The sequence below is a fragment of the Paenibacillus sp. W2I17 genome (assembly GCF_030815985.1).
In the GTDB taxonomy this organism is placed as follows: Bacteria; Bacillota; Bacilli; order Paenibacillales; family Paenibacillaceae; genus Paenibacillus.
In genome coordinates, this window is record NZ_JAUSXM010000001.1 from 3014257 (window position 1) to 3036356 (window position 22100).

A 22100-nucleotide genomic window follows, 5' to 3' on the forward strand; every position below is an offset into this window, starting at 1 on the left:
AAAAACCTCTGAACTGTCTCCGAGTGTGTTCGGATTAGTCCAGAGGTTTTTGTACATTCAGTCTATGGATGCTGCTCATATCACTTACGCTTCATTTTCCTCAGAATCGTTCTCTGATTTGTTCTCAGGTTTGTAGCGATAGTCGCCTGCATCCTTACTTTCCTTGGATTTGCGGTAACGGGTGAACTCAATATATTCGCTGATAAAAGACTGTTCCACAGTCGATAATTCACTTTCTTGGCAATTCAATTGCCGCAAAACGTCAAAAAAATAATCCTCCCGTTTTTCCCGAACCATCGCTTCCTTCGATGGACGTCCAATCATGAGCCAGTCGAGGCTCACATCAAAAAACGAAGCAATCTCAATTAATTTATTCGTACTCGGAATAGACTTGCCACGTTTCCAATCACCCAGATTGCCTGTGCTAATCTTCAGCTGTTGGCAGAAAGCCTTCTTGGTCATTCCTCGTTCGGCAATCAGGTGTTCAATTCGCTCATAGATCGACTGCATACAAGAACCGCCTTCCAACCGTAATAATCAACTCATCTGCTTGAATTATACCACATTATTCCTGAATGCTCAGCCTTTATATGCCTGGAACAGGATGAGGTATATCGTATAACACAAAGATAGACTCCCATGAATGATCATAGAAGTCTATCTTATATTGTTGCTGTGATGCGGTCGAGAGGACTCGAACCTCCACGGGTATACACCCACTACCCCCTCAAGATAGCGTGTCTGCCATTCCACCACGACCGCATATTCAATTGTAAAAATGGTGAGCCATGAAGGGCTCGAACCTTCGACACCCTGATTAAAAGTCAGGTGCTCTACCAACTGAGCTAATGGCTCTTGCTGTAAACTTCACCGGATGTGCCATGCTTCATTCTTGTCTATAAGAGCAATGACTTTGAGGATTACTCATCGAAAATGTAGATCTCATGAGGTGGTGAAGATATGACCCGTAGGGGATTCGAACCCCTGTTACCTCCGTGAAAGGGAGGTGTCTTAACCCCTTGACCAACGGGCCTTAATAACAAGTTGTCTTTCTTGGCGACAAGAATGAGTATACCACAGGACAATTTGAACTTGCAATACTTTTTTTGAAATTTATTTTTCAAGCGTTTTTGTTTATTGCATACTGTAATTCAGAGCCCCGTTATTAGCCACCTCCCCATTCATGCATGCTAGTGTCATCTCCGTGCAGGAAAAATGTAAACCATCCATTAAAACACTTATAAAAACTTACGTTCACTTATAATATTGCAAATCACATTAAGAATACTTATAATTAAAGTATCAGTATAAGTACGGTCATCCATACACTCGGAGGTGACATGTTTGTTTCAAGAAGAACGAATGCAGCTCATTGTTGAACATCTACGCAAACACAATCGCATCTCAGCCGATGATATTGTCACCTTGTTTGATGTATCACGGGATACTGCACGCAGGGATCTGATTAAGCTTGAGGAACAGGATGCCATTATCCGAACACGTGGCGGCGCGATTCTCCCCCCTCCTCCGCAAGAATTCAGATCCTACAAAGACCGTTTACTCGATGTATCTGAGGAAAAGAGAGCCATCGGCAAACTCGCTGCGGCCATTGTAAGGCAAGGCGAGATCATTATCCTGGACTCTTCCACGACTGTGCAGGCCTGTGCCGAGAACTTAGACGGCAAATCCTGTACCGTCATTACTAATTCGATTCATTCCGCTGATCTTCTCTCCAATCACACTGCTGTCCAGATTCGTTTGCTCGGAGGCAAAGTAGATAAGGAACAACGTTATGTCTACGGTACCTCTGTTATCGAGACCCTCTCCCACTATTATGTAGATAAAGCCTTTATCGGAATTGGCGGTATCACCATGGATGGCTTCAGTGCTTCCGAAGAGGAAGGGAAAATTAAACACCAAATGATGAAAGCTGCCAAGAAAGTTGTTGTTCTTGCAGATCAATCCAAGTTTGATAGGCGGTATGGTTATCGTTTTGCCGACTGGTCATTGGTGGATGTATTGATTACGGATCAATGGCCAACCAAAGAATGGCTTGTTTTTCTAGCCGAACAACAGGTTGAGATTCTCATTCCTGAACCTACAGATGATAAGGAGTTGTAAATATATGAAATTATTTGCCACAGATTTAGATGGAACTTTGTTGAACATAGATAGCCAGATTAGCCCGGAGAATGCCGCAGCCATCCAAAAGGCCCAGCAATCCGGTATGAAAGTTACCATTGCTACAGGACGCGTCTATTCCGATGTTGTGACCATCAGCCGTGAAGGCGGAATCAAAACCCCAATTATCGGCTCCAACGGAGCGACAATTCATGACGCAGACGGTGAACGTTTATTCCATCTTCCGCTCGAGCGTGACACAGCAGCTTCCGTCATGCAGTGGCTGGAAGATCATGATGTTTATTATGAGGCTTCAACGCAACAAGGCATTTATGCCCCGCGTAGCAGTCATGAGACCTTGCTCGCCGAGATGGAACGTGTTCTTGGTTCGAACCCTGGTGAGGACATTGCACGCATGATTCGCTCCATCAAGAAACACTATGACAAAAAAGACTACCACCGCGTAAACAGCCATCTGGAAATTCCGGCAGAAGCCTACATCTATAATATTATGGCCTTCTCCATGAATCCGGACAAAGTAAAGACAGGACGAGAATACTTTGCTTCCCGATCCGATGTCGCCATGGTTGTATCCTTTGAGCATAACTTCGAAATGCAGCACCCGGACGTATCCAAAGGTAATGCCCTAACCAAACTGGCGGCTCACCTGAACATATCCATGGAGGATACCGTAGCTATTGGCGATAACTTCAACGATGTCTCCATGTTAAAAATGGCAGGACTCGGCATCGCCATGGGTAATGGCGAACCCGAAATCCAGGCACTGGCCAAAGCCATAACGCTGACCAATGTGGAGCATGGTGTTGCCCATGCCATCGAATGCCTGCTTGAAGGTAAACCGGTATCCCGCCCAGAAACGATTGTCGGAGAAGGTCAGTAATTGAACCCATACTGAATTAAATACTGAACCTGCATGATCACCTGTTGAGCCATGCAGGTTCGCTTCATTTTAACTCCGCAGATCTAACGTGAGGCACATCCTGTAACAAAATAATCAGTTGCTCGCCCCGGTATGAACCGGGCAGTTGCAATGTGAACTCAAGCACAGTCTCTTCCACGGAGTCTGTGCTTGTTTGCTGTTCTGTCTTAAATCCGATGACCGAGATCTTCTCCTGCCCCAGCAGTGCCAAAACAGTCTTCAGGGCCTCTCCCTCATTTTGCAGATGGATGGTTAAAGTCTCTGTTCGGGCGGATACCAGCCAGCGTGTGGGTCTATGCAGTAACATCTGTGCCACGACAATAAGCAGTGTCACGCCTGCACCCGTCCAATACAGACCTGAACCCACAGCAAGTCCCATGCCTGCCGTAGCCCATATGCCAGCCGCTGTGGTCAATCCCCTGACCGTGTGACGCTGTGTGAAGATCATCCCGGCTCCAATGAACCCCACACCGCTAACGACTTGTGCAGCAATCCTTGACGGATCAAGAGACAGATTAGCCCAGCCAGCTTGATCCTGGAATCCATATTTGGACACAATCATCATCAGGGCAGCACCTACAGCGACCACAAAATGAGTACGGATACCCGCTTCTTTCATTCGGTTCTTGCGCTCATATCCGATTAGCACACCACATATTCCAGCTATGAGTACACGCATCAAATATTCCACTTCCATGCACATCACCTCTTTCGTTATGTATATGCTTACATTAGTCTATCTTTACTATTACCCAATCTTTCACTGACTAATAAAAAGCCTCTACTCAGGTCAATTCTCTGCCCGGAAATTTTCCCCTTGTCTCTTGCCCAATCCGAAATAATGTCTGAAATTATATATCAGCGGATTCCATTCTTCTGGATTAATCTTGTTCGGTCCAGATATTAGTCTTGTGTGCGCGTGCACCTTCAACGCTTTCACTTCAACAATCGCCATGAACGGTGTATGTTCGGGAATACGTATGTGTTGTACAGCCGCTTCAATCTGGAGCGGACATTCAACTATTTTATCTGGTGCCACCTTAACCGAGCATTCAGATGTTAGTCCAGCTACAGTGAATTTATCATGACAATATTCATAGCCCATCTTCCTTTTCTCCTCAGGAACCGGTGTGACTCCCGTATAACGTCCTAATGCCTCAACCTGTCTCCACATGGTCGCATCTGGTAAATTAATCACACACTCCGGATGTCGACTCAGATTTTCATAGGCTTTGCCCTGTATACCTAGACCAAGAACCAGACAGTCCCCAAGCGCCCAAGACGAGGATAATGGTGACAGGTTGGTTGACCCATCCTCATTTAATGTGCTTAGTAGCAATACAGGCGTACCATAATATAAAATACTGGGATTAATCGTCTCATGTTGAATCACTTCTGGACTCTCGGACAACTGCTCTGTAGCAAAGTCCTGTTTCGTTATCTTTTTCATCCTGTACCTCTCCTGTTCCAATTCCAATGATTATAAGCTCAATCTGACCCATATGGGACGATACAACTGGATTGTAATACAGTAATAGTTCAGCTATGATCGAAGTATGAATGTATATCCGAATATTACTGTTATTGCGTCGTTAATCGCTGATCCAAGCCGCGCTATTTTTCTGTCATCCTTACTGGATGGCCGTGCGTTGCCTGCAGGAGAGCTTGCTCATATGGCAAGTGTCACTCCCCAGACGGCAAGCAGCCATCTAGCTAAACTCGTAGAGGGAGGATTACTCGAAGTTGAACAACAAGGGCGCCACCGATACTACCGTCTTGCAAACAAAGAAATTGCTAATCTGATTGAAAGCATGGCCAGTATTGCTCCGCCTGTACAGATCCGCTCTCTCAAACAATCCGATCAGCTTCAACAACTGAGTCATGCACGGACCTGTTATGGTCATCTGGCCGGGAAATTGGGAATCTCGCTCTGTGAAGCCTTAATACAGAAGGGGTATCTTTCAGAGCCCGAAGAGGCACACAGCAAGGATTATCAAGTTACAGAGAAAGGAATACAGTGGTTCACCACGTTTGGAATTAAACTTCAGATGAAGCCAAGATCACGCCGGGCCATCGCTCGCAAATGTCTGGATTGGAGCGAACGCCGTCATCATCTCTCAGGTATGCTTGGGGAACAACTCAGACATCGATTATCGGAACTGGACTGGATTCGTCAAAAAACAGGAAATCGCTCTGTCGAAGTAACGGAAGCAGGCAAGAAAGGTTTATACGAGGTGTTGAGAATTACACTTTAAGCAGAAGCGTATACAAGGGATAATCAAAGATCAGTAAACGCAAAAAATCCCCTTCACACTGACCGTTAACCGATCTAATGTGAAGAGGATTTTTTGTCAATCTGAACGGAGAGAGAGGGTTATTCTCACTTCGTTCGAGACTGCGGAGTATTGCTAACGAAGCTTATGCTCCGACGAACCTTTAGGGTTCTCATCCCTTTGCAGAGAAGTTAATTCAGAACGGAGAGAGAGGGATTCGAACCCTCGCACCGCTTACGCAGTCTAACCCCTTAGCAGAGGGTCCCCTTATAGCCACTTGGGTATCTCTCCAAGAAATGGCTCCCCGAACAGGGCTCGAACCTGTGACAACTCGATTAACAGTCGAGTGCTCTACCAACTGAGCTATCAGGGAAAATTAACTTGAATAAGATTAATTTATCATGATTAATAATCCAAGTCAACATCCCTTCCATCACTTTCTTTAATACATTGAACGATACACACATCAGATATTCTGAAGCCCCAGTTTTCCCGCACAACGGCCACAACGATAACGCTTAGGATCTATTTTCCGCTTGCGCAAATATTCCGTACCACAGCTCTTGCATACCAGCTTATAACGATAGGGTAGCGGCTTTCTGCCTTTGCCGTCAGGAAGTGATTGGCAATAACGCGAACCGCCTACCTTCTGCAATAAAGCCTTGAATTCCGGATCACGATGCTGATAGCCGCGCCCACGAATATGCAGATGATAGTGACACAGCTCATGCTTGATGATTTTCTCAACCTCATCTCGCCCATAGGCTTCGAGTTGATGCGGATTGATCTCAATCCGGTGACTTTTGAGCATATAACGCCCACCCGTCGTGGTCAGGCGACTGTTAAACAACGCTTCATGGGTGAACGGCACTCCGAAATGATCCAGTGATACCTGTTCAATCCATTGTTGCAATTCCTCATTTTCCATCGGTATCCTCTCCTTGCACCCCCTCGGAGCATTTGTTTTTCCGGCATAATACTTGAATTTTAACCGTTTCGTAGGCTACACTGTCAAGTAGAATGTATGAGGGGAGATTATTACTCGTTATGCCTACAATGCGCTATGTCATCCTGCAGCAGGAACAACAATTGCAGTTCGTGGAAATGCCGGCAGATTACGCCTATCAACTCAGTGCGCTCAACCTGCGCCTGCACAAGGAAATTGATAAACTCACTGCAGCAGATGTCCCTGTCCTGCCTTGGGCGATCGCCGAATGTGACAGTCTCGATCTCCTAAACGAAAATCTTACTATCATCGGCGGCCTTGATTATATCAATGCGCTTGAAGAATCTTTTGCAGCACTACGTGAAAGCCATTATCCTTTGATTTCTCTGCTTACCGAAATCCGGGCTCTTCAGGCCCAATTGGAACAATGGTATGAAGAAGAGATGGAAGCTCTCTAATTCACCGCAGGTATCCTTTAATGATGATGAGAACGAAAAGCACATCTCCCTGAATTGGGATTTGTGCTTTTTTTTGAGTCAACGAGACATTGATTTGCCGGAGGCCTCCACTTATCCCGCACAGTCCAGGCTATTGCCACATATGCTAACGTACAGATGAATTATGCAAGAGGAGGAGATACCCTTGCCTCAATGGCTTTGCAATCAACTGATGCGTGCATTTCACAAAAAGGATAGCCGACAAATCAAGTTGCTGAACGAATGCTGGTTCTTTTATCGTAACAAACCAGCAAATGGCACACCACGCAGCGCGGAGAACGAACTTTAAGAGGTTGTTTATAAAAGTCTGCTTTGGATTACGAAAGATGGCCTTTTGAACACGCACTTTAAGAAAATGCCATATTGCCCACCGTACTTAATAGAGGAATTAGAACGGACAACGGGACTATTACTGTCGACAACAAACAGCCTTCCTGGTTAGGGAAGGGCTGTTCTCCAATCCTACTATTTAAGAAGACTGTTGCGCAGAAGCAGGCTTCTTCATCGTAAGGCCGACACGGCCTTTTTTGGTATCCACATTCATAACCCAGACCGTTACATTATCCCCGACAGATACAACATCCATCGGATGTTTAACATATCCGTTGCTGAGCTGTGAGATATGGACAAGCCCATCACTCTTGATCCCAATATCAACAAAGGCACCAAAATCAATAACGTTCCGAACCGTACCTTGCAACTCCATGCCTTCCACCAGATCCTCAATTTTCAATACATCTGTACGGAAGATTGGCAACGGCATTTCTTCACGCGGGTCACGACCCGGACGCTGCAAGCTGTCCAGAATGTCACGCAATGTAGGCACACCTACGTCCAGTTTCACGGCCAATTGCTCTGGCTGTTGCTCCGACAGTAACACCGACAGTTCCTTGCTTCCCAGCTTGTCCAGTGCAACCTGAAGCTCCTTGAAAAGCTGATCCACCACCTTGTAGGACTCAGGGTGAATCGGTGTACGATCCAGCGGGTTCTCGCCCTCACCAATACGCATGAAGCCTACGCACTGCTCATAGGTTTTGGCACCCAGACGTGGCACCTTCTGAAGCTGACGCCGGTTCGTAAACCGGCCATTCTCTTCACGGTATTTCACAATGTTTTTGGCAATCGTAGCGTTAACTCCGGCAACATATGACAGCAACGAAGGTGATGCCGTATTCACGTCCACACCCACATGGTTAACTGCGGATTCCACGACAGCCTTCAGGCTTTCTTCCAGAATCTTCTGGGATACGTCATGCTGATATTGACCCACGCCAATGGCTTTTGGATCAATCTTAACCAACTCCGCCAGCGGGTCTTGTACCCGGCGTGCAATGGAAGCTGCACTGCGCTCGGCAACATCCAGATCCGGGAACTCTTCCTGGGCCAGCTTGGATGCAGAATATACACTCGCACCTGCTTCGTTAACAATCAGATACACAAGACTTTCATCACCGTTCTCCTGAATGATCTCGGCAACAAACTGCTCCGTCTCACGTGATCCGGTACCATTACCAATGACGATCAGTCCGATATCATATTGCTTGATCATCCGATGGAATACTTCCGCAGCTTCACGTTTCTTGTTGTGTGGTGGCGTTGGGTAGGTCACAGCCACTTCAAGCAGCTTGCCCGTATCATCTACTACAGCCAGTTTACAACCGGTACGATAGGCAGGATCGACACCCAGCACACGTTTGCCATGAATCGGCGGTTGAAGCAACAGGTTACGCAGATTGGCCGAGAATACCGATATGGCCTGATTTTCACCTTTTTCCGTAAGTTCTCCCCGAACTTCTCGCTCAATGGAAGGCGCAATCAGCCGCTTGTAAGCATCTTCAATCACATCACGCAGGATATCCTGCACGGCAGAAGCACCACGAATGATCTGTCCTTCCATATGGCGATGGGCCGGTTCTGCCTGTACGTCCAGGCCGACTTTCAGAATACTCTCACGTTCACCGCGATTAATTGCGAGAATACGGTGTGGGGGCATCTTTTTGGCTAGTTCGCGGTAATCATAATAATTCTCGTACACGGACTCTTCTTGAGCATCCTTCGCTTCTGAAGTCAGCATACCGTGATCCAAGGTGTACCGACGAATCCAGGCACGAATGGCAGCATCGTCTGCGATGTTCTCCGCGAGAATGTCTTTGGCTCCCTGAAGCGCCGACTCCGCATCTTCTACACCCAGTTCAGCATTGATATATTTCGCAGCTTCCTGGAGTGCATCTCCTTGTTTCGGTTGCCCCCAGATCCATACAGCAAGGGGTTCAAGACCTTTTTCCTTTGCCACACTGGCACGTGTTTTCCGCTTCTGACGGAACGGACGATACAAGTCTTCCACTTCCTGCAGCTTCACAGCCTGGGTAATGGATTGCTTCAGTTCTCCTGTCAGCTTGCCCTGTTCCTCTATAATACGGATGACTTCCAATTTGCGATCCTCAAGATTGCGCAGATAAACAATGCGTTCTTCAATCGATCGCAGCTGGTTCTCATCCAGCTCTCCAGTCATTTCTTTACGGTAGCGGGCGATAAATGGAATCGTATTGCCTTCGTCCAGAAGCTCCGACGTTGTGCGGACCTGCTTCAAGGACAGTGACAGTTCCTTGGCTACCTGTTTGATGATTCGTTCATGGCGTTCTGCCTTTATTGTTTCTTCATTGGGTTCCAGAACCGTTTCCTGTTCAGACAAAATAAATCCCTCTTTCCTTCCTGAATCGTTCGTTACAATCATTTCAGGGCAGCTTTGCTGCTGTAATTACAGTATAGTTGAACCATTTGTTTCTTCCACTCTACCCTATATTATCACAGAATCACGTCCAGATTTCCATCAATCCGCAAGCATACAAGTTCTGACAGAATGATGTCATCCTCCAGCCTTCCCCAATACGTCAAAAAAAGACCGAAAAACGTCAACACGACGCTCCTCGGTCCTCCCTTTTTTAAAACTTTATATGCAACTGCAGTCTAGACGCGCTCGAACCGGAACATCTCGCTCAGATAGTCTCCTGATGTGCTGCCTACCGAAATACCACCATACATGAGGGCATCGCCGGTAAAGGTCTCTGATCCGCCTTTCAGACGGTAATCCGCATTAGGGTCCAATCCTTTCAGCTTCAAGCGTTGAAGTGGCGCATTAGGCTCAGAGAGCACGCGGAAGTAGAATACCACGGCTTCGCTTCCGTCTGGTGCAATAAACATCCACGCTGTCTCATTGCCTTCAAACGGACTGAGCAAGCGACGGAATGTTCCATATTGAACCGTTCCACGAATCTCCTTGTACAGCTCAACCTGGGCTTTCACGATGTCGTTCTCTTCCTCGGTGAATTTCGTCAAATCCAGCTCATACCCGAAGTTGCCCGACATCGCAACATGTCCCCGAATCTCAAGCGAAGTGATCCGGTTGACCTGATGATTCGGTACCGCTGAGATATGTGATCCCATCGAACTTACCGGGTACACAAGACTCGTACCGTATTGAATCCGCAGGCGAGATATGGCATCCGTGTTATCACTTGTCCACGTCTGTGGCATGTAATACAGCATACCTGGATCGAAGCGGCCACCACCACCTGAACAGCTTTCGAACAGAATGTTCGGGAACGCCGAAGTGATTCGTTCCATGACGTCATACAGTCCGAGCATGTAACGATGCGCTGTCTCACGCTGTCTATCTGCCGGAAGCAACGCAGAACCCACTTCCGTCATATTGCGGTTCATGTCCCATTTCACATAAGTGATTGGTGCAGAACCAAGTACGTCTGTTAACATGCGCACAATCTCATCACGTACATCCTGACGAGAGAAGTCGAGTACCAGTTGTTGACGTCCTTCTGTCCGGCGACGATCAGGAACATGCAGACACCAGTCCGGGTGCGCTCGGTACAGCTCACTGTCTGGTGAGATCATCTCAGGCTCAAACCACAATCCAAACTGCATATCCAGACCTGTTACGCGGTTAGCCAGATCATCCAGTCCCTGTGGCAATTTGTTCTTATCTACAATCCAGTCGCCCAGCGAGGAGTTGTCACTGTCCCGATGTCCAAACCAGCCATCATCCAAGACAAACAGCTCAATACCCAGCTTCTGTCCAGCACGAGCGATCTGTTCAATCTTGTCTGCATTGAATCCAAAGTAGGTTGCTTCCCAGTTATTGACCAGAACCGGACGTTCCGCATTGCGGAATTTTCCGCGTGCCAGACGCTCCCGATACAATTCGTGGTAGGACTGTGACATGCCGTCCAAACCTGCAGCCGAGTACACCATAACCGTCTCAGGTGTCTGGAACGCTTCTTGCGGCTCCAACTTCCAGCTGAACTCGAACGGGTTGATCCCGAGCGATACACGTGTGGTGTGGAACTGATCCACTTCAGCCTGTGCGGTGAAGCTGCCACTATAAACGAGACTGAATCCGTAAACTTCACCTTGGTCTTCATCCGTGCCTGGTGTCATCAGCGCAATAAATGGATTCTGCTGGTGACTGCTTGAACCGCGACGGCTCTCAATCCCTTGCAGGCCTGACGCAAGCGGTCTGCGAACGATATCACGTTCCCGTGTCCAAGCTCCTGACAATTGCAACAATTCATAATCTGCATGCGGGAAATCAACAGAAGAACTGAGCGCACGCACCACATTCACTGAGGTAGCGCTCTCATTAACGATACGCATGGAGCGTGTAATCGCATTAAATGCCGTAAAGGCTGTATAGGAAAGCTCGATTTTGATGCCTGCAACGCGGTCTTCCAACTCAATAACCAGCGTCTCTGCTTCATCATCGGATTCAACATACGTTGCTGGCAGTCCGGTAAGCGCTGTCTTTCCTTTGACCAATCGATGGCCTGTATACGTAAACTCCGAAACCGTTGAGCCATTCTCAAGTTCCAATTGGATTGCAGGATTACGGAAATCACTCGTGCCATACACTGGCAACTCTACTGGCAACGTATCGAATGAGATCGTACGATCCTCTGGCACCGGGTTAGGGCTAAAAGACGCTCGTTCTGTCCGTACATGCAACCAGCTCAGATCGGTGTCGCGTAATTTTTTGCCATAGTACAAATGCACCAAATATCCTGAAGGCAGCACCTGAAATACGTAACTGGCCTCACGGGTCTGTAAATGAAATTGAAGTTTCTCCTGATTGATGTAAATGCTCATATGTCTCCTCCACCTCTATATATAGGTCTTTCGGGTAAACGGTTTCTCAGGTTTCATTATAGCGAAAAGATCGCCAATGTTCTACGCTTTCATCAAGCTTTAATCAAAAGAGCGCATAACAGCCCGAAGGATGTCATACGCTCTTTTGGTTACAGTCTGAATTCAGTGTGTTCCCTTACAGGAACATCCATTGCCAACGGACGGCAGGGCAACGTACAAGACGCTGGTTGCTGCCTTAAAAATCGATTAAACCAAGGCTGATCTGTAAGGCTTCGTTGACCAATTTCATGGTCTCCTCGTCCAGATGGGTAATCTTGTCAGTCAGCCTCTGTTTATCAATCGTCCGTATTTGTTCGAGCAAAATAACCGAGTCCCGGTCAAAGCCGTGTGCCGCCGCATCAATTTCAACATGCGTTGGCAGCTTTGCCTTCTGGATTTGGGCGGTGATAGCCGCCACAATACAAGTTGGACTGAACCGGTTGCCGATATCATTCTGGATCACCAGAACCGGCCTGACTCCACCTTGCTCGGAACCGACAACGGGAGAAAGATCCGCAAAAAAAACGTCACCACGTTTTACGATCAATGTCTACACCCCGCTAACTAAGCGGTCCAGAGTGCTGTCCGCATCTTCCTCCGCATGAAAGGCTTCGGATGCCATGGTCAGATTAATTTTTGCCATCTCCATGTACCCTCGCTGCATCGTTTCACGGATGTAACGTTTCTTACGCTCCGTTAAATACAGCTTCATAGCCTGCCTAATCAATTCGCTGCGGTTGGAATTCTCCAGCGCTACGATGCCATCCACTTCCTGCAAAAGATAATCAGGTAAACTGATCATGATCCGCTTGGTGTTCTGCAAGTTGGCCACCTTTCTTCCACCCCCACAAACCTTTCGCCATTGTGAACCAGTATTACGTTTTTCCAGAACTTTTATACAAAGGAATATATATGCCCCGAGTATATCAAGTATGCTGTACTCCATTATAAACACGGGGAACAATATTCGTACAGACCAAACATCTCAATTCAGGAATTAAATCCTTACCGTCATACATAATTCGAGATGCTCCGACAGTTTTCCTTCTGTTCTGAAAAAAAGTTTATTGGGAATGACGTCCAGTTTACCTGTCAGGATGTCAAAAGTGGATTGATTCTGGCGACTACTGCTCCACCACGGGTATATACCCGTGGAATGCGGTGCGCCATCATGCAGATCACTTCATAAGCAATCGTACCGAGCTGGGATGCCACCTCGTCTGCGGTTATTACGCCACCAGACTGATGACCGATGAGGACAACCTCTTCGCCGACTTGAATTTCTTCCGCCTCTTCCGCGAAAGATTGTAACGACACCATACACTGATCCATGCAGATCGTACCGATGACAGGGACGCGGCGGCCGCGTACAAGCACTTGTGCTTTACCTGTCAACATTCTCGAGAATCCGTCTGCATATCCGATCGGCAGGGTCGCTATTCGTTCGTAACCTTGCGTAAAATAACGGGTTCCGTAACTGATCCCCCAATGGGGTGGCAGTGTTTTGACCAGAACCGCTTTTGTCTTCAGCGTCAATACCGGGGACAGCTTCACCACCTGATGATTCACCTCAGCCGAAGGATACAGTCCGTACAGGCTTATTCCCACACGTACCATGTCATAGGACAATTCCGGTGTATCAATGGCAGCGGCGCTGTTCGCCGTATGTATAATCGGGATGGAACATCCCTGATCCCTGAGCGCGTGAACCACGCTTTGGAACCGTCTATACTGCTCCAGTGTATAGGTTTTGTCTTCTTCATCTGCTCTGGCAAAATGGGTAAACATGCCTTCCAGCATCACCTGATTGAGCGAAGCTACTTCCTGAATGAAAGCCAATGCCTCATCGCCAGGCAACAGACCTAATCGGCCCATGCCGCTGTCGATTTTAATATGAACCTTCAGTTGGTTAGCGAATGTGCTCGCATCCAGATGTCGAATGGCGTCAAGCACTTCCCTGCTGAACAGTGTGACGGTCACATCATGTTGCCATGCAGCAGCGATCCCTTCAGGCGGCGTATAACCCAAAACCAGAATTGGAATCGTAATCCCATGTTGTCGCAGTTCCAGAGCTTCGTCAAGAAAAGCCACACTTAAGTAATCCACACCCACTCGTTCCAGTTCTCTGGCCGTCTCCACCGCTCCGTGTCCATAGGCATTGGCCTTCACACAGGCGAGGAATTTCATGCCCTGAGGCAATGCCTCGCGGAAAGCTTCTACGTTAGTACACAAATGATCCAAATTGATGTCCGCTTGGGTCGGCCGATATTGTCCTTGCACGTTAAGTCACCTTCTCTAATCATCTTAATCCGGCTCACGTCAGACTCCATCGTAATGCTCCAGCATGTGACTGTCAAATGAACCGAAGTTTCGCATTCAAAAACAGATGTAAGGTGCGCCGTTTGAGGAACAAATGCGAACACAGAAGAAGACCAATAAGCGAGATTGGCAGGGCTAAATTCCACTTTCCCACCCCAGCAAAATCTGCTTATATCGATTATTTACCCGGTTCCCTCTGCGTAGAAGCGCATTTTGCATTATTGGGTGTATCGAGTAAGAAAAACGGCGCCAGATGAATACCTGTCTTACATCAAAGCAAAGCACCGGAGAACAGGTCTCCGATGCTTCTTAGCATTCCTTATGTTTATGCTACTATTCGTTCATTCGTTCAAAAATCATTTGCCTGACTCTTCCTGCATCGATGTTGCAATACGTACCATTTCGTTCTGAGGCAGGTCTGCACTGGTGATCCGATACTCTATACCATCTGTCATCCATGTCAGTGTCTGCAACGCATCTCCGCTGATCATCCCCAGTGTGAATCCAAGATCCACTACACTGGATGGAGCAAGCGATACGGCTCGATCCTGCGGTCTGGCTTCGAATATCGTGTAATTATATGTTCCTTCATAACGAAGCATAACCGAATAGTCCCCCGCCTCTTCCAGAATCTGATCATCCTTGAGCTGCACACCTTCTGGCGAATAGGTCGGCTGAATTACACCAAAGCTGTCTGCACCTTCCGGTTCTGCGAGTGTTGGCTCTTCGCCTTCCTGACCTGTTGCAGCACCTTCTGTACCTTGCTGCTCTGTGTCCCCACCTACACCCGTCTGTCCATCAGTGACAGCTCCGTCAGGTTCAGGCGCAGTCTGAGGATTGGCAGGTTCTTTACCGCCCTCATTACCGGTTTGTTCCACAGGAGTCACACCGGAGTCCGTCCCTGTTTTACCGCCTTCTTCTGTAGCGGCTGTCATGTTACGTTGCATATCAAAGGCATCTTTCTCAAATTCAGTCCCGAATTTGAAGGAGTCAAATTTCACATCGACTACAACATTGGCATTGGAGTCGGATACCTCCACCTGTTTAGGTGCATAATCGCTTTTGTTCAGCCAGATTTTCTGTCTGACAAGTGCGTGTGTATTATAATTGGCAGCTACATCAAATACATAGCTCTCCTTCTCATCCGCAAACTGGCGGGTTGTATCCCCCGTAATGCTCCGAATCAATGTTTCATAGAGATATACCTGTCCCTGATTATCTGGCCAATTGCTCTGAAAACGGAAGCTTTTGTTCTGGCTTGGCGTCAGAACAAACACACCTTCATCGTTACGCAGTACAATCTGTGTTACATCCTTTTTGGCATTCGTTAACGCAATACGATAATAGGAAGGCTTCTGATGCCATACCTCGACCTTGTACTGCTGCGGCGTATCTCCGGTATGCAGCGTCATCACGCCTGCCCCCTGGTAACTTTCCATCTCTCCTACGACTTCGTTCAGATCTTTGACCACAGCTGCCGCATCCTTCTTCCCGCAGGCGGCAAGCAAGACCGATAAGACCAATACCATGGCAAGCATCCATGATATTCGGCGCATGACATCATCCCCTTTAGCACATGTTTTCACTTCAGGATTGTGCTTGCAGCAGAACCCCTACTTGATTAGTACATGTTATGAGGGACTTGTTCGATATATGCGGACTAGTTTGACAAGCAATCGGTGAAGTCCGTTAATACGGCATTGCTACACAAAATCAGTCTCAGGGAGGATGTTAACTTTATCCAGAAAAGGCATAGTGAATTGTAGGAGATTATTCGTTTTATTGAATATTAGGAGGAAAAGGTATGACGACAACAAAGCTTCGCACATCACTGGAAGGACTGGATGAATTCATCGACGAGCAGCTTCAATTATGGAATGGTGTCGGCACAGCGGTGGCGGTGGTCCATAAGGATGAAGTCGTCTGGCAAAAAGGCTACGGTTATCGTGACCTGGAGTCCAAACTTGAAGTTACCCCTAATACGTTGTTTGCCATCGGTTCAAGTACCAAAGCCTTTACCGCAGCAACTGCTGCTCTGCTTGTGGATCAGGGGATACTGGACTGGGATACCCCTGTGAAGTCGTATATGAAAGACTTCAAGATGTTTGATCCGGTCGCAACAGAACGTATAACTATTCGCGACATGCTCTGTCATCGTTCCGGTCTTCCAAGGCATGAGTTGGTATGGTACAACTCCCCGCGTACAAGAGAAGAACTTGTTCGAACATTACAGTATCTGGAGCCAAATCAGGATTTCCGAAACAAATGGCAGTATCAGAACCTGATGTACATGACGGCAGGTTATCTGGTTGGACAGCTCAATGAAACTTCGTGGGAGCAGATGGTTCAGAAGACCCTATTTAATCCGCTGGGTATGAACTCAAGTCTGTTCTCTGTTGAAGAAATGCAACTTCAGCCTGACTATGCTTACCCTTATATGGAGAAGGATGGTCAGAATACGAGAATACCTTTTCGAGCCATTGATGCCATAGGACCTGCTGGTTCCATTAACAGCAATCTAGCCGATATGATTGCATGGCTTCAATTCCAGCTGCATCAAGGTCAATGGGAAGGAACGTCATTGATATCTAAAGAACAGATGAAGATTATGCATAGTCCTCAGATGCCTAGTGATTCGCCATTCATAAGCCAAGAACTGCCTATGAGTACATATGGTCTGGGTTGGATGATTGAGCCTTATCGTGGACATGCCATGATTCATCATGGTGGGGCTATTGATGGCTTTGCATCACAAGTTGCCTTTTTGCCAGAGGAACAGATTGGAATCGTGGTTCTGAGCAATACCAACGGAAGTATAATTCCGTATACGGTTGCTTTTCATATCATGGATCAACTGCTTGGATTGGAGCCCGTCAATTGGAGTTCCAAATTGAGCAAATTAATGGGGAAAGAATCAGCAGAAACGGAGGCTAATCCGGAGAATCCTCTGGAAGTACCTATTCAGCCAGACTCTGCCGTTGAGGAAAAAGTTGAAGAACCTCATGTCGCTCCTTGTGATCGTCCTCTCACCACTTATGCGGGTATTTACACGCATCCTGGTTATGGCGAGATGTCTATTAAGGAAACATCGGACGGGTTACAAGCAACCTTTAACGCCATCGAAATGCCCATGGAATACACCGGGAAAGATACGTTTTCCGTCGAATTTGTGTTATTCGGTCTGAAGATCACATATACGTTTACCCTCAATGAATCTTCAGAAGTTGCTCAATCCATCACCATTCCTTTGTTGCTTGAGCCGGGTACAAAGCCTATTGAATTCACCAGGGTTTCGTAAATAATCTGAACTGGTGAACGCCCGATTCATTTCCGTTGTGGTAGTCGTTCCTACCTACCACAACGGAATATACACTGGGTAACTCGCATCCTCTTCCTCGGCACCAGGTCTTCTCTTCACCCACAATCTGCGCAGATCAGGCAGACCATACCCCGCAAGACGATAATCTCGCAACGAATCATGATGGGCGTGTTCTTCCTTGAAGCTGTATGTGGGCAGAAGCAACGCCTCCTGAATCAGTCGATCTTCTAGCCGAATCAATCTACTCAACCGCTCCGCAGGTTCCTGGATCATGACCACTCGTCCACATTCCTGTTCCAGTTCATGTCTCCAGTGATCATTCATCGCAATCAGGAATAATGTGTTCTGGAAGGTGTACATCGTCACGAGACTCAGCACGACATGATCATTGAAGATTTCTCCTGTATAGATCAGATCACAATCCCCGAACCCATCTTGATAGACTGCATGGATCGGATCTCCCTGCATAATGTTGATATGTAGGCCAATCTGTTTACTTCTCTCTGCAAACCAGACCATATCTGCCTCCATCTTCTCGCCTTCTTCCACCCACAGACTTAAACTCTGCCCTTGATACGAGCTATGACGCAATAATGCTGAGGCCCGCGCCAGTGAGGTCTCCACGGAAAGTTCAGGTACAGGTGTGACCGAACCATCCGGTTGTTCCGATTGCTGTTTCCATGGCTCCCCTTGATCTGAACCCACCTTTAAAGGTTGCTGTACTCGTCCTCGAATCAGACTATAAGCAGCCTGCGTGTTCGTGCTTCCGAGCGCTTGCGACAACTCTTGCGCATTCAATAGCTGTTGAACAGCCCGGCGAAAATTCACATCATGCTGTGGCCCTTCCTTTTGCATATTAAACGTCATATACATGCCACCCTGCATCTCATGCTGCACGGCACGAGGCTCCGCATCCGGAAATATATTATGCTTGATGACGGACTCCACCCTCCCAGAATGGGGAAGTTGCCATATTTCAACGCGGTCAATATAGGCTCGGCCTCGGAAGTAGGAAGGGAATACTTCCAACACAAGTAGCTTGGAATCATGACGCGTCAACCGATAAGGTCCTGTTCCAATCGGATGGAGCGGATTCATCTCCACATGTCTCGGCAAGATCGATGCAGACATACTGCTCATCAGATCCGGGAACATGAAGTTAGGCTTGTTTAACACAAAACGTACAGTCAATTCGTCCAACGTCTCTACGCGCTCAATAGATCCAAACAGAGGCCTGCACGGGTTACTCTTGTCAGAGATAATGCGATCAAAGGTAAACTTCACGTCCTCTGAATCCAATATTCTGCCATGATGAAAGGGTATACCTTTGTGCAGATAAAAAGTCCATTCACTCCCCTCTGAATGACTCTCCCATGCCACAGCAAGACTCGGTTCACAGACCTGGTGTTCAGCATTATAACGAACCAAACGATCAAAAACCTCCGCAACAATAAAAACTTCTCCCCACATGGCCGTCTGCGTGGGATCCAATGTCTTAAAAGGGATATTCCGTGGAATCCGCAATGTATCCACTCGTCCTCTGTCCCCTCCATTCGAACGCAGACCGAATTGATGCTGCATTTGTTGCATCAGATGTTCTCTCATCGTAATTGGCAAGGTGGTGGCCAGTTCATAGGCATCCTCCATCCTGTTCCCATCCAGGAGATGGTCAAATCGTTCACGCGCCACTTCAAGCAACGGGACACAAAATACCAGCATCGATTTTTTGCTTCTTCCGCGTTGCGGGTTCCACCTGACCCATCCGTTCTCCTTGAATTTGTTCATAATAAGGTTCATATTGCGCATGGTACAACATAATAGATCGGCAAGTTCACCTATCGTCGTATGTACTTCTTGTTCATCTTGCACATGTGGAAAGTTTACTCGCAGTTGAATGTAATGTTCTGATACGTCCATATATGCCCTACCTTCTGCTAAAATACGAAATCTATCCGGATGCTTCTACAGTTTTTCTTCAGGTTTTCCTCCATTATACTCAGTTACATCAACATGACCAGTGGGAAGGAAGAAAAACGACTTATGAAATACGCCGATCTGCACCCTAACATCAGGATACGTATCATTACTGATTTTTTCACCGATCTGACCCAAAAGTCCATCATTCCATTCATGGCGATCTATCTGAGTATTCAGATTGGCGCAGGTTTGGCGGGGTTGTTATTGACTGTCAATATTGTGGCGTCCATGATTGTGGGATTGTGGGCAGGATATTGGTCTGACCGGATTGGACGGAAGAAATTGATGGTGATCGCACAAAGTCTCCAGGTCGTGGCTCTACTCGGCTTAGCCATCGCCAACTCGCCGTGGATGGATTCGATCATCGTCACTTGTCTCATGTTTCTGCTCAGCAGTCTCAGTTCAGGGATCACCGTGCCGATTGCTAATGCCATGATTGTCGACGTGAGCAGTGAACATGAACGTCATTATGTATATGGATTGCAATATTGGACAACAAACGTTGCTGTAACCTTTGGCGCTCTGATGGGCGGACTATTTTTCGAATCATTTCGTTTCCTATTGTTCAGTCTGGTATGCCTTGAAAGCCTAGCTACCCTGTTTATTTTGATCTTTATGATTCGTGAAACAATGGATAAACGTGTATTTGGTTATGACGATGCCCCCATCCAGAGGAACATACTGAAAACGTACTGGGCAGTCTTTCAGGACAAACGTTTCATGATATTTTTCACGGCTACTGTACTTGCAGTCTCCCTGGAATTTCAGTTGGATAAATACATCGCTGTTCGTCTAAAAAATGAATTCACCGCCCAACTGTTCGGCTCAGATGTCTCAGGTCTGCATATGTTCAGCCTGATCATGGTCATCAACACCGTAATGGTTGCCTTGGTTGCCATTCCATTCTCCAGATGGATAGGTCGCTTCCAGTCCCGATCTATTATGACTGTTGGTATGCTCCTCTACACCGCAGGTTTCACCGTACTTGCTTTCAGCAACTGGGCCTGGTTACTCATCTCATCCGCTATATTGCTAACCATTGGAGAATTGATGTACGCCCCTGTTCGTCAGGTCATGCTCGCGGGTATGATTCCAGATTCGGACCGTGCTGCCTATATGGCTGCTGACGGGTTGAGTTACAACGTTGCTGCCCTTCTCGGCAGTCTCGGGTTAACCATTGGAGCCTTTCTGCCCTCCTATGCGATGGCTGGTCTGTATGTCCTGATGGGGCTTGGAGCGCTCATCTTTTTCCGAAAGTTATTTCGGAAGGCAGAGGAACAGAATCAACATCTGCCGTGTGCAGATGCATCTTGATTTCACTTTTCCGACAACTTTTCCGACAACAAAATAATCATCCAAGGGAGCCCTGCAGGCTCTCTTTTCCATGCCCGTTATCAACGTTTAGAAGTAAATGATCATAAACATTTTGTATATTATAGTTTACATTTAGTCAAATATCATATACATTAGGTTCATGGAGGTGAGCAAGTGGAAGAATTACACAATCACGTTCGGGAGTTACGAGCCAGAGACCGGATATCCCAAGCAGAACTGGCCAAACTCATTGGTGCATCCCGTCAAACCATTGCCCTGATTGAGCGTGGAGATTACTCTCCGTCGGTCGTTCTGGCACTAAAAATAGCACATGTCTTTCGTGAACCTGTCGAAAAAATCTTTGAACTGAAAGGTGGAGATTAAAATGAAAAATTCATCATCCTCGTCCATCAAAAAGCGGTTGCGTCTTCCCTTGTATGCAGCAGGTGGCGCTGTAGTTGGTTTTCTCGGAGCTAGCGGAGTCAGTAAACTCCCTTCTGACTTGAACTGGACGCTGTCCGTGTATTATGACTATGATCTTTTATTCGCAATACTGGCGGCTCTTGTGGTAGTTATGACGGTGTGGAACATCTTCAGTCTCTCCCGCACGCCATCTGTCCCTCCCATGGAAGATGATGCTTATGGAGATTCCGATTCACTCATCTCTCCCGCAGAGCGTTCCCTCGGAAAAGCGATGATCCTCAGCGGATTCAGCGTTATTCTTACGTTTACCTGGGCAGCACTTGCCTTGTCCTTGTATGCATCCAACCGAACCATGCCGAATTCTCCAGAGCTGTTCAACCTCTTGAATCTCGTTGCTTCATGTACCTCTATTATCATCGTCGTGGTCGTGCAAACTCTGACTGTGAAGCGATACAACCGTTATTATCCTGAACGCACTCTGGATCTGAACTCGCGCAATATGAAAAAAGATCACTTCGAGAAACTAGATGAAGGTGAGAAATGGATCGTGTATCGCGCAGCCTATCGTTCTTTTCAGATGATGAATGTACTTCTTGGTGTTGGAATGGTCTCTATGGTTCTATATTCGATGCTCTTTACCTTTGCTCCATTCCCAATTGTAATGCTCTCTGTGATCTGGATTGCCAACATCGGAATCTATTATCGTGAAACCTATCGTGCGAGTAATCAGTAATACATGGGTAGGTAACTATTTTGTAAATATTTTCATAAAGGA

20 protein-coding genes and 5 tRNA genes are annotated in these 22100 nt (G+C 47.1%); 9 read left to right on the plus strand and 16 right to left on the minus strand.

What is annotated here, in order from left to right; genetic code table 11:
• Positions 1 to 84: 84 nt before the first annotated feature.
• From QF041_RS13470 to QF041_RS13485, 4 genes are all read right to left on the minus strand, one after another.
• Positions 85 to 510, minus strand: a complete 426-nt coding sequence (locus tag QF041_RS13470; RefSeq protein WP_036610863.1) for a helix-turn-helix domain-containing protein — start codon at positions 508 to 510, stop codon at positions 85 to 87.
• A 169-nt stretch (positions 511 to 679) separates the two neighbouring features.
• Positions 680 to 762 (minus strand) — tRNA-Leu (locus QF041_RS13475).
• Positions 763 to 779: 17 nt separating this feature from the next.
• A tRNA-Lys gene (locus tag QF041_RS13480) sits at positions 780 to 855 on the minus strand.
• Between the two features lie 106 nt (positions 856 to 961).
• A tRNA-Glu gene (locus QF041_RS13485) sits at positions 962 to 1033 on the minus strand.
• 311 nt (positions 1034 to 1344) lie between these two features.
• On the opposite strand from QF041_RS13485, the gene QF041_RS13490 reads away from it, so the two are divergent.
• Both QF041_RS13490 and QF041_RS13495 read left to right on the plus strand, forming a co-directional pair.
• Positions 1345 to 2121: a DeoR/GlpR family DNA-binding transcription regulator gene (locus QF041_RS13490; RefSeq protein WP_307414552.1), complete on the plus strand. Its 777-nt coding sequence runs from the start codon at positions 1345 to 1347 to the stop codon at positions 2119 to 2121.
• A gap of 4 nt (positions 2122 to 2125) precedes the next feature.
• Positions 2126 to 3022, plus strand: a complete 897-nt coding sequence (locus QF041_RS13495) for a Cof-type HAD-IIB family hydrolase (RefSeq protein WP_036610865.1) — start codon at positions 2126 to 2128, stop codon at positions 3020 to 3022.
• A 64-nt stretch (positions 3023 to 3086) separates the two neighbouring features.
• Here QF041_RS13495 and QF041_RS13500 read toward each other — a convergent pair whose 3' ends face one another.
• Both QF041_RS13500 and QF041_RS13505 read right to left on the minus strand, forming a co-directional pair.
• Complete coding sequence (locus QF041_RS13500) at positions 3087 to 3758, minus strand: MgtC/SapB family protein (protein ID WP_091033649.1); 672 nt, start codon at positions 3756 to 3758, stop codon at positions 3087 to 3089.
• A 93-nt stretch (positions 3759 to 3851) separates the two neighbouring features.
• Complete coding sequence (locus tag QF041_RS13505; RefSeq protein WP_307414553.1) at positions 3852 to 4511, minus strand: flavin reductase family protein; 660 nt, start codon at positions 4509 to 4511, stop codon at positions 3852 to 3854.
• Between the two features lie 106 nt (positions 4512 to 4617).
• Between QF041_RS13505 and QF041_RS13510 the strand changes: the two genes are divergently transcribed.
• The gene (locus tag QF041_RS13510; protein WP_307414554.1) at positions 4618 to 5316 is read left to right on the plus strand and encodes an ArsR/SmtB family transcription factor; all 699 of its coding nucleotides are present in this window, start codon (positions 4618 to 4620) and stop codon (positions 5314 to 5316) included.
• Positions 5317 to 5536: 220 nt separating this feature from the next.
• Here the strand turns inward: QF041_RS13510 and QF041_RS13515 are convergent.
• From QF041_RS13515 to QF041_RS13525, 3 genes are all read right to left on the minus strand, one after another.
• A tRNA-Ser gene (locus tag QF041_RS13515) sits at positions 5537 to 5625 on the minus strand.
• A 6-nt stretch (positions 5626 to 5631) separates the two neighbouring features.
• A tRNA-Asn gene (locus QF041_RS13520) sits at positions 5632 to 5707 on the minus strand.
• Positions 5708 to 5800: 93 nt separating this feature from the next.
• Complete coding sequence (locus QF041_RS13525; protein ID WP_036669054.1) at positions 5801 to 6262, minus strand: SprT family protein; 462 nt, start codon at positions 6260 to 6262, stop codon at positions 5801 to 5803.
• Positions 6263 to 6381: 119 nt separating this feature from the next.
• Here QF041_RS13525 and QF041_RS13530 point away from each other — a divergent pair, with 119 nt between their 5' ends.
• Positions 6382 to 6738 carry a hypothetical protein gene (locus QF041_RS13530; RefSeq protein ID WP_017690032.1) on the plus strand — a complete coding sequence of 119 codons (357 nt, stop codon included), beginning with the start codon at positions 6382 to 6384 and terminating at the stop codon, positions 6736 to 6738.
• 184 nt (positions 6739 to 6922) lie between these two features.
• Positions 6923 to 7066, plus strand: coding sequence for a cortex morphogenetic protein CmpA (cmpA, locus tag QF041_RS13535; protein ID WP_017690033.1), 144 nt, complete (start codon positions 6923 to 6925; stop codon positions 7064 to 7066).
• A gap of 180 nt (positions 7067 to 7246) precedes the next feature.
• On the opposite strand, the gene QF041_RS13540 is transcribed toward cmpA, so the two are convergent.
• The 6 genes from QF041_RS13540 to QF041_RS13565 all read right to left on the minus strand — a co-directional run bounded on the left by QF041_RS13540 (position 7247) and on the right by QF041_RS13565 (position 15848).
• Positions 7247 to 9469 (minus strand): Tex family protein, encoded by a 2223-nt coding sequence (locus QF041_RS13540; RefSeq protein WP_307414555.1) that lies wholly within the window; start codon positions 9467 to 9469, stop codon positions 7247 to 7249.
• Between the two features lie 275 nt (positions 9470 to 9744).
• A complete protein-coding gene (locus QF041_RS13545; RefSeq protein WP_307414556.1) occupies positions 9745 to 11934 on the minus strand; it encodes an alpha-galactosidase in 2190 nt (729 codons plus the stop codon).
• Between the two features lie 235 nt (positions 11935 to 12169).
• Complete coding sequence (locus tag QF041_RS13550; protein ID WP_024630714.1) at positions 12170 to 12520, minus strand: type II toxin-antitoxin system PemK/MazF family toxin; 351 nt, start codon at positions 12518 to 12520, stop codon at positions 12170 to 12172.
• 3 nt (positions 12521 to 12523) lie between these two features.
• Positions 12524 to 12805: a CopG family ribbon-helix-helix protein gene (locus QF041_RS13555; RefSeq protein ID WP_017690037.1), complete on the minus strand. Its 282-nt coding sequence runs from the start codon at positions 12803 to 12805 to the stop codon at positions 12524 to 12526.
• A 260-nt stretch (positions 12806 to 13065) separates the two neighbouring features.
• Positions 13066 to 14253 carry an alanine racemase gene (gene alr, locus QF041_RS13560; protein WP_307414557.1) on the minus strand — a complete coding sequence of 396 codons (1188 nt, stop codon included), beginning with the start codon at positions 14251 to 14253 and terminating at the stop codon, positions 13066 to 13068.
• Positions 14254 to 14648: 395 nt separating this feature from the next.
• Entirely contained in the window at positions 14649 to 15848 is a 1200-nt protein-coding gene (locus tag QF041_RS13565; protein ID WP_307414558.1) for an outer membrane lipoprotein-sorting protein, read from the minus strand.
• 248 nt (positions 15849 to 16096) lie between these two features.
• On the opposite strand from QF041_RS13565, the gene QF041_RS13570 reads away from it, so the two are divergent.
• Complete coding sequence (locus QF041_RS13570; RefSeq protein ID WP_307414559.1) at positions 16097 to 17590, plus strand: serine hydrolase; 1494 nt, start codon at positions 16097 to 16099, stop codon at positions 17588 to 17590.
• Between the two features lie 54 nt (positions 17591 to 17644).
• Here QF041_RS13570 and QF041_RS13575 read toward each other — a convergent pair whose 3' ends face one another.
• Positions 17645 to 19528 (minus strand): ABC transporter substrate-binding protein, encoded by a 1884-nt coding sequence (locus QF041_RS13575; protein WP_307414560.1) that lies wholly within the window; start codon positions 19526 to 19528, stop codon positions 17645 to 17647.
• Between the two features lie 123 nt (positions 19529 to 19651).
• Between QF041_RS13575 and QF041_RS13580 the strand changes: the two genes are divergently transcribed.
• The 3 genes from QF041_RS13580 (at position 19652) to QF041_RS13590 (ending at position 22058) form a co-directional block, all read left to right on the plus strand.
• Positions 19652 to 20902 (plus strand): MDR family MFS transporter, encoded by a 1251-nt coding sequence (locus QF041_RS13580; protein WP_307414561.1) that lies wholly within the window; start codon positions 19652 to 19654, stop codon positions 20900 to 20902.
• A 174-nt stretch (positions 20903 to 21076) separates the two neighbouring features.
• Complete coding sequence (locus QF041_RS13585; RefSeq protein WP_036669037.1) at positions 21077 to 21286, plus strand: helix-turn-helix transcriptional regulator; 210 nt, start codon at positions 21077 to 21079, stop codon at positions 21284 to 21286.
• Position 21287: 1 nt separating this feature from the next.
• Complete coding sequence (locus QF041_RS13590) at positions 21288 to 22058, plus strand: DUF3169 family protein (protein WP_307414562.1); 771 nt, start codon at positions 21288 to 21290, stop codon at positions 22056 to 22058.
• The last annotated feature ends 42 nt before the right edge of the window (positions 22059 to 22100 follow it).

Excerpts from the sequence above, each read along its gene's own strand:
- QF041_RS13580 (WP_307414561.1), top strand. The coding sequence starts at position 19,652 with ATGAAATACGCCGATCTGCACCCTAACATCAGGATACGTATCATTACT.
- QF041_RS13495 (WP_036610865.1), top strand. The coding sequence starts at position 2,126 with ATGAAATTATTTGCCACAGATTTAGATGGAACTTTGTTGAACATAGAT.
- QF041_RS13470 (WP_036610863.1), bottom strand. The coding sequence starts at position 510 with ATGCAGTCGATCTATGAGCGAATTGAACACCTGATTGCCGAACGAGGA.
- QF041_RS13590 (WP_307414562.1), top strand. The coding sequence starts at position 21,288 with ATGAAAAATTCATCATCCTCGTCCATCAAAAAGCGGTTGCGTCTTCCC.
- QF041_RS13500 (WP_091033649.1), bottom strand. The coding sequence starts at position 3,758 with ATGGAAGTGGAATATTTGATGCGTGTACTCATAGCTGGAATATGTGGT.
- QF041_RS13545 (WP_307414556.1), bottom strand. The coding sequence starts at position 11,934 with ATGAGCATTTACATCAATCAGGAGAAACTTCAATTTCATTTACAGACC.
- QF041_RS13575 (WP_307414560.1), bottom strand. The coding sequence starts at position 19,528 with ATGGACGTATCAGAACATTACATTCAACTGCGAGTAAACTTTCCACAT.
- QF041_RS13505 (WP_307414553.1), bottom strand. The coding sequence starts at position 4,511 with ATGAAAAAGATAACGAAACAGGACTTTGCTACAGAGCAGTTGTCCGAG.
- QF041_RS13530 (WP_017690032.1), top strand. The coding sequence starts at position 6,382 with ATGCCTACAATGCGCTATGTCATCCTGCAGCAGGAACAACAATTGCAG.
- QF041_RS13565 (WP_307414558.1), bottom strand. The coding sequence starts at position 15,848 with ATGCGCCGAATATCATGGATGCTTGCCATGGTATTGGTCTTATCGGTC.
- QF041_RS13570 (WP_307414559.1), top strand. The coding sequence starts at position 16,097 with ATGACGACAACAAAGCTTCGCACATCACTGGAAGGACTGGATGAATTC.
- QF041_RS13510 (WP_307414554.1), top strand. The coding sequence starts at position 4,618 with ATGAATGTATATCCGAATATTACTGTTATTGCGTCGTTAATCGCTGAT.
- QF041_RS13525 (WP_036669054.1), bottom strand. The coding sequence starts at position 6,262 with ATGGAAAATGAGGAATTGCAACAATGGATTGAACAGGTATCACTGGAT.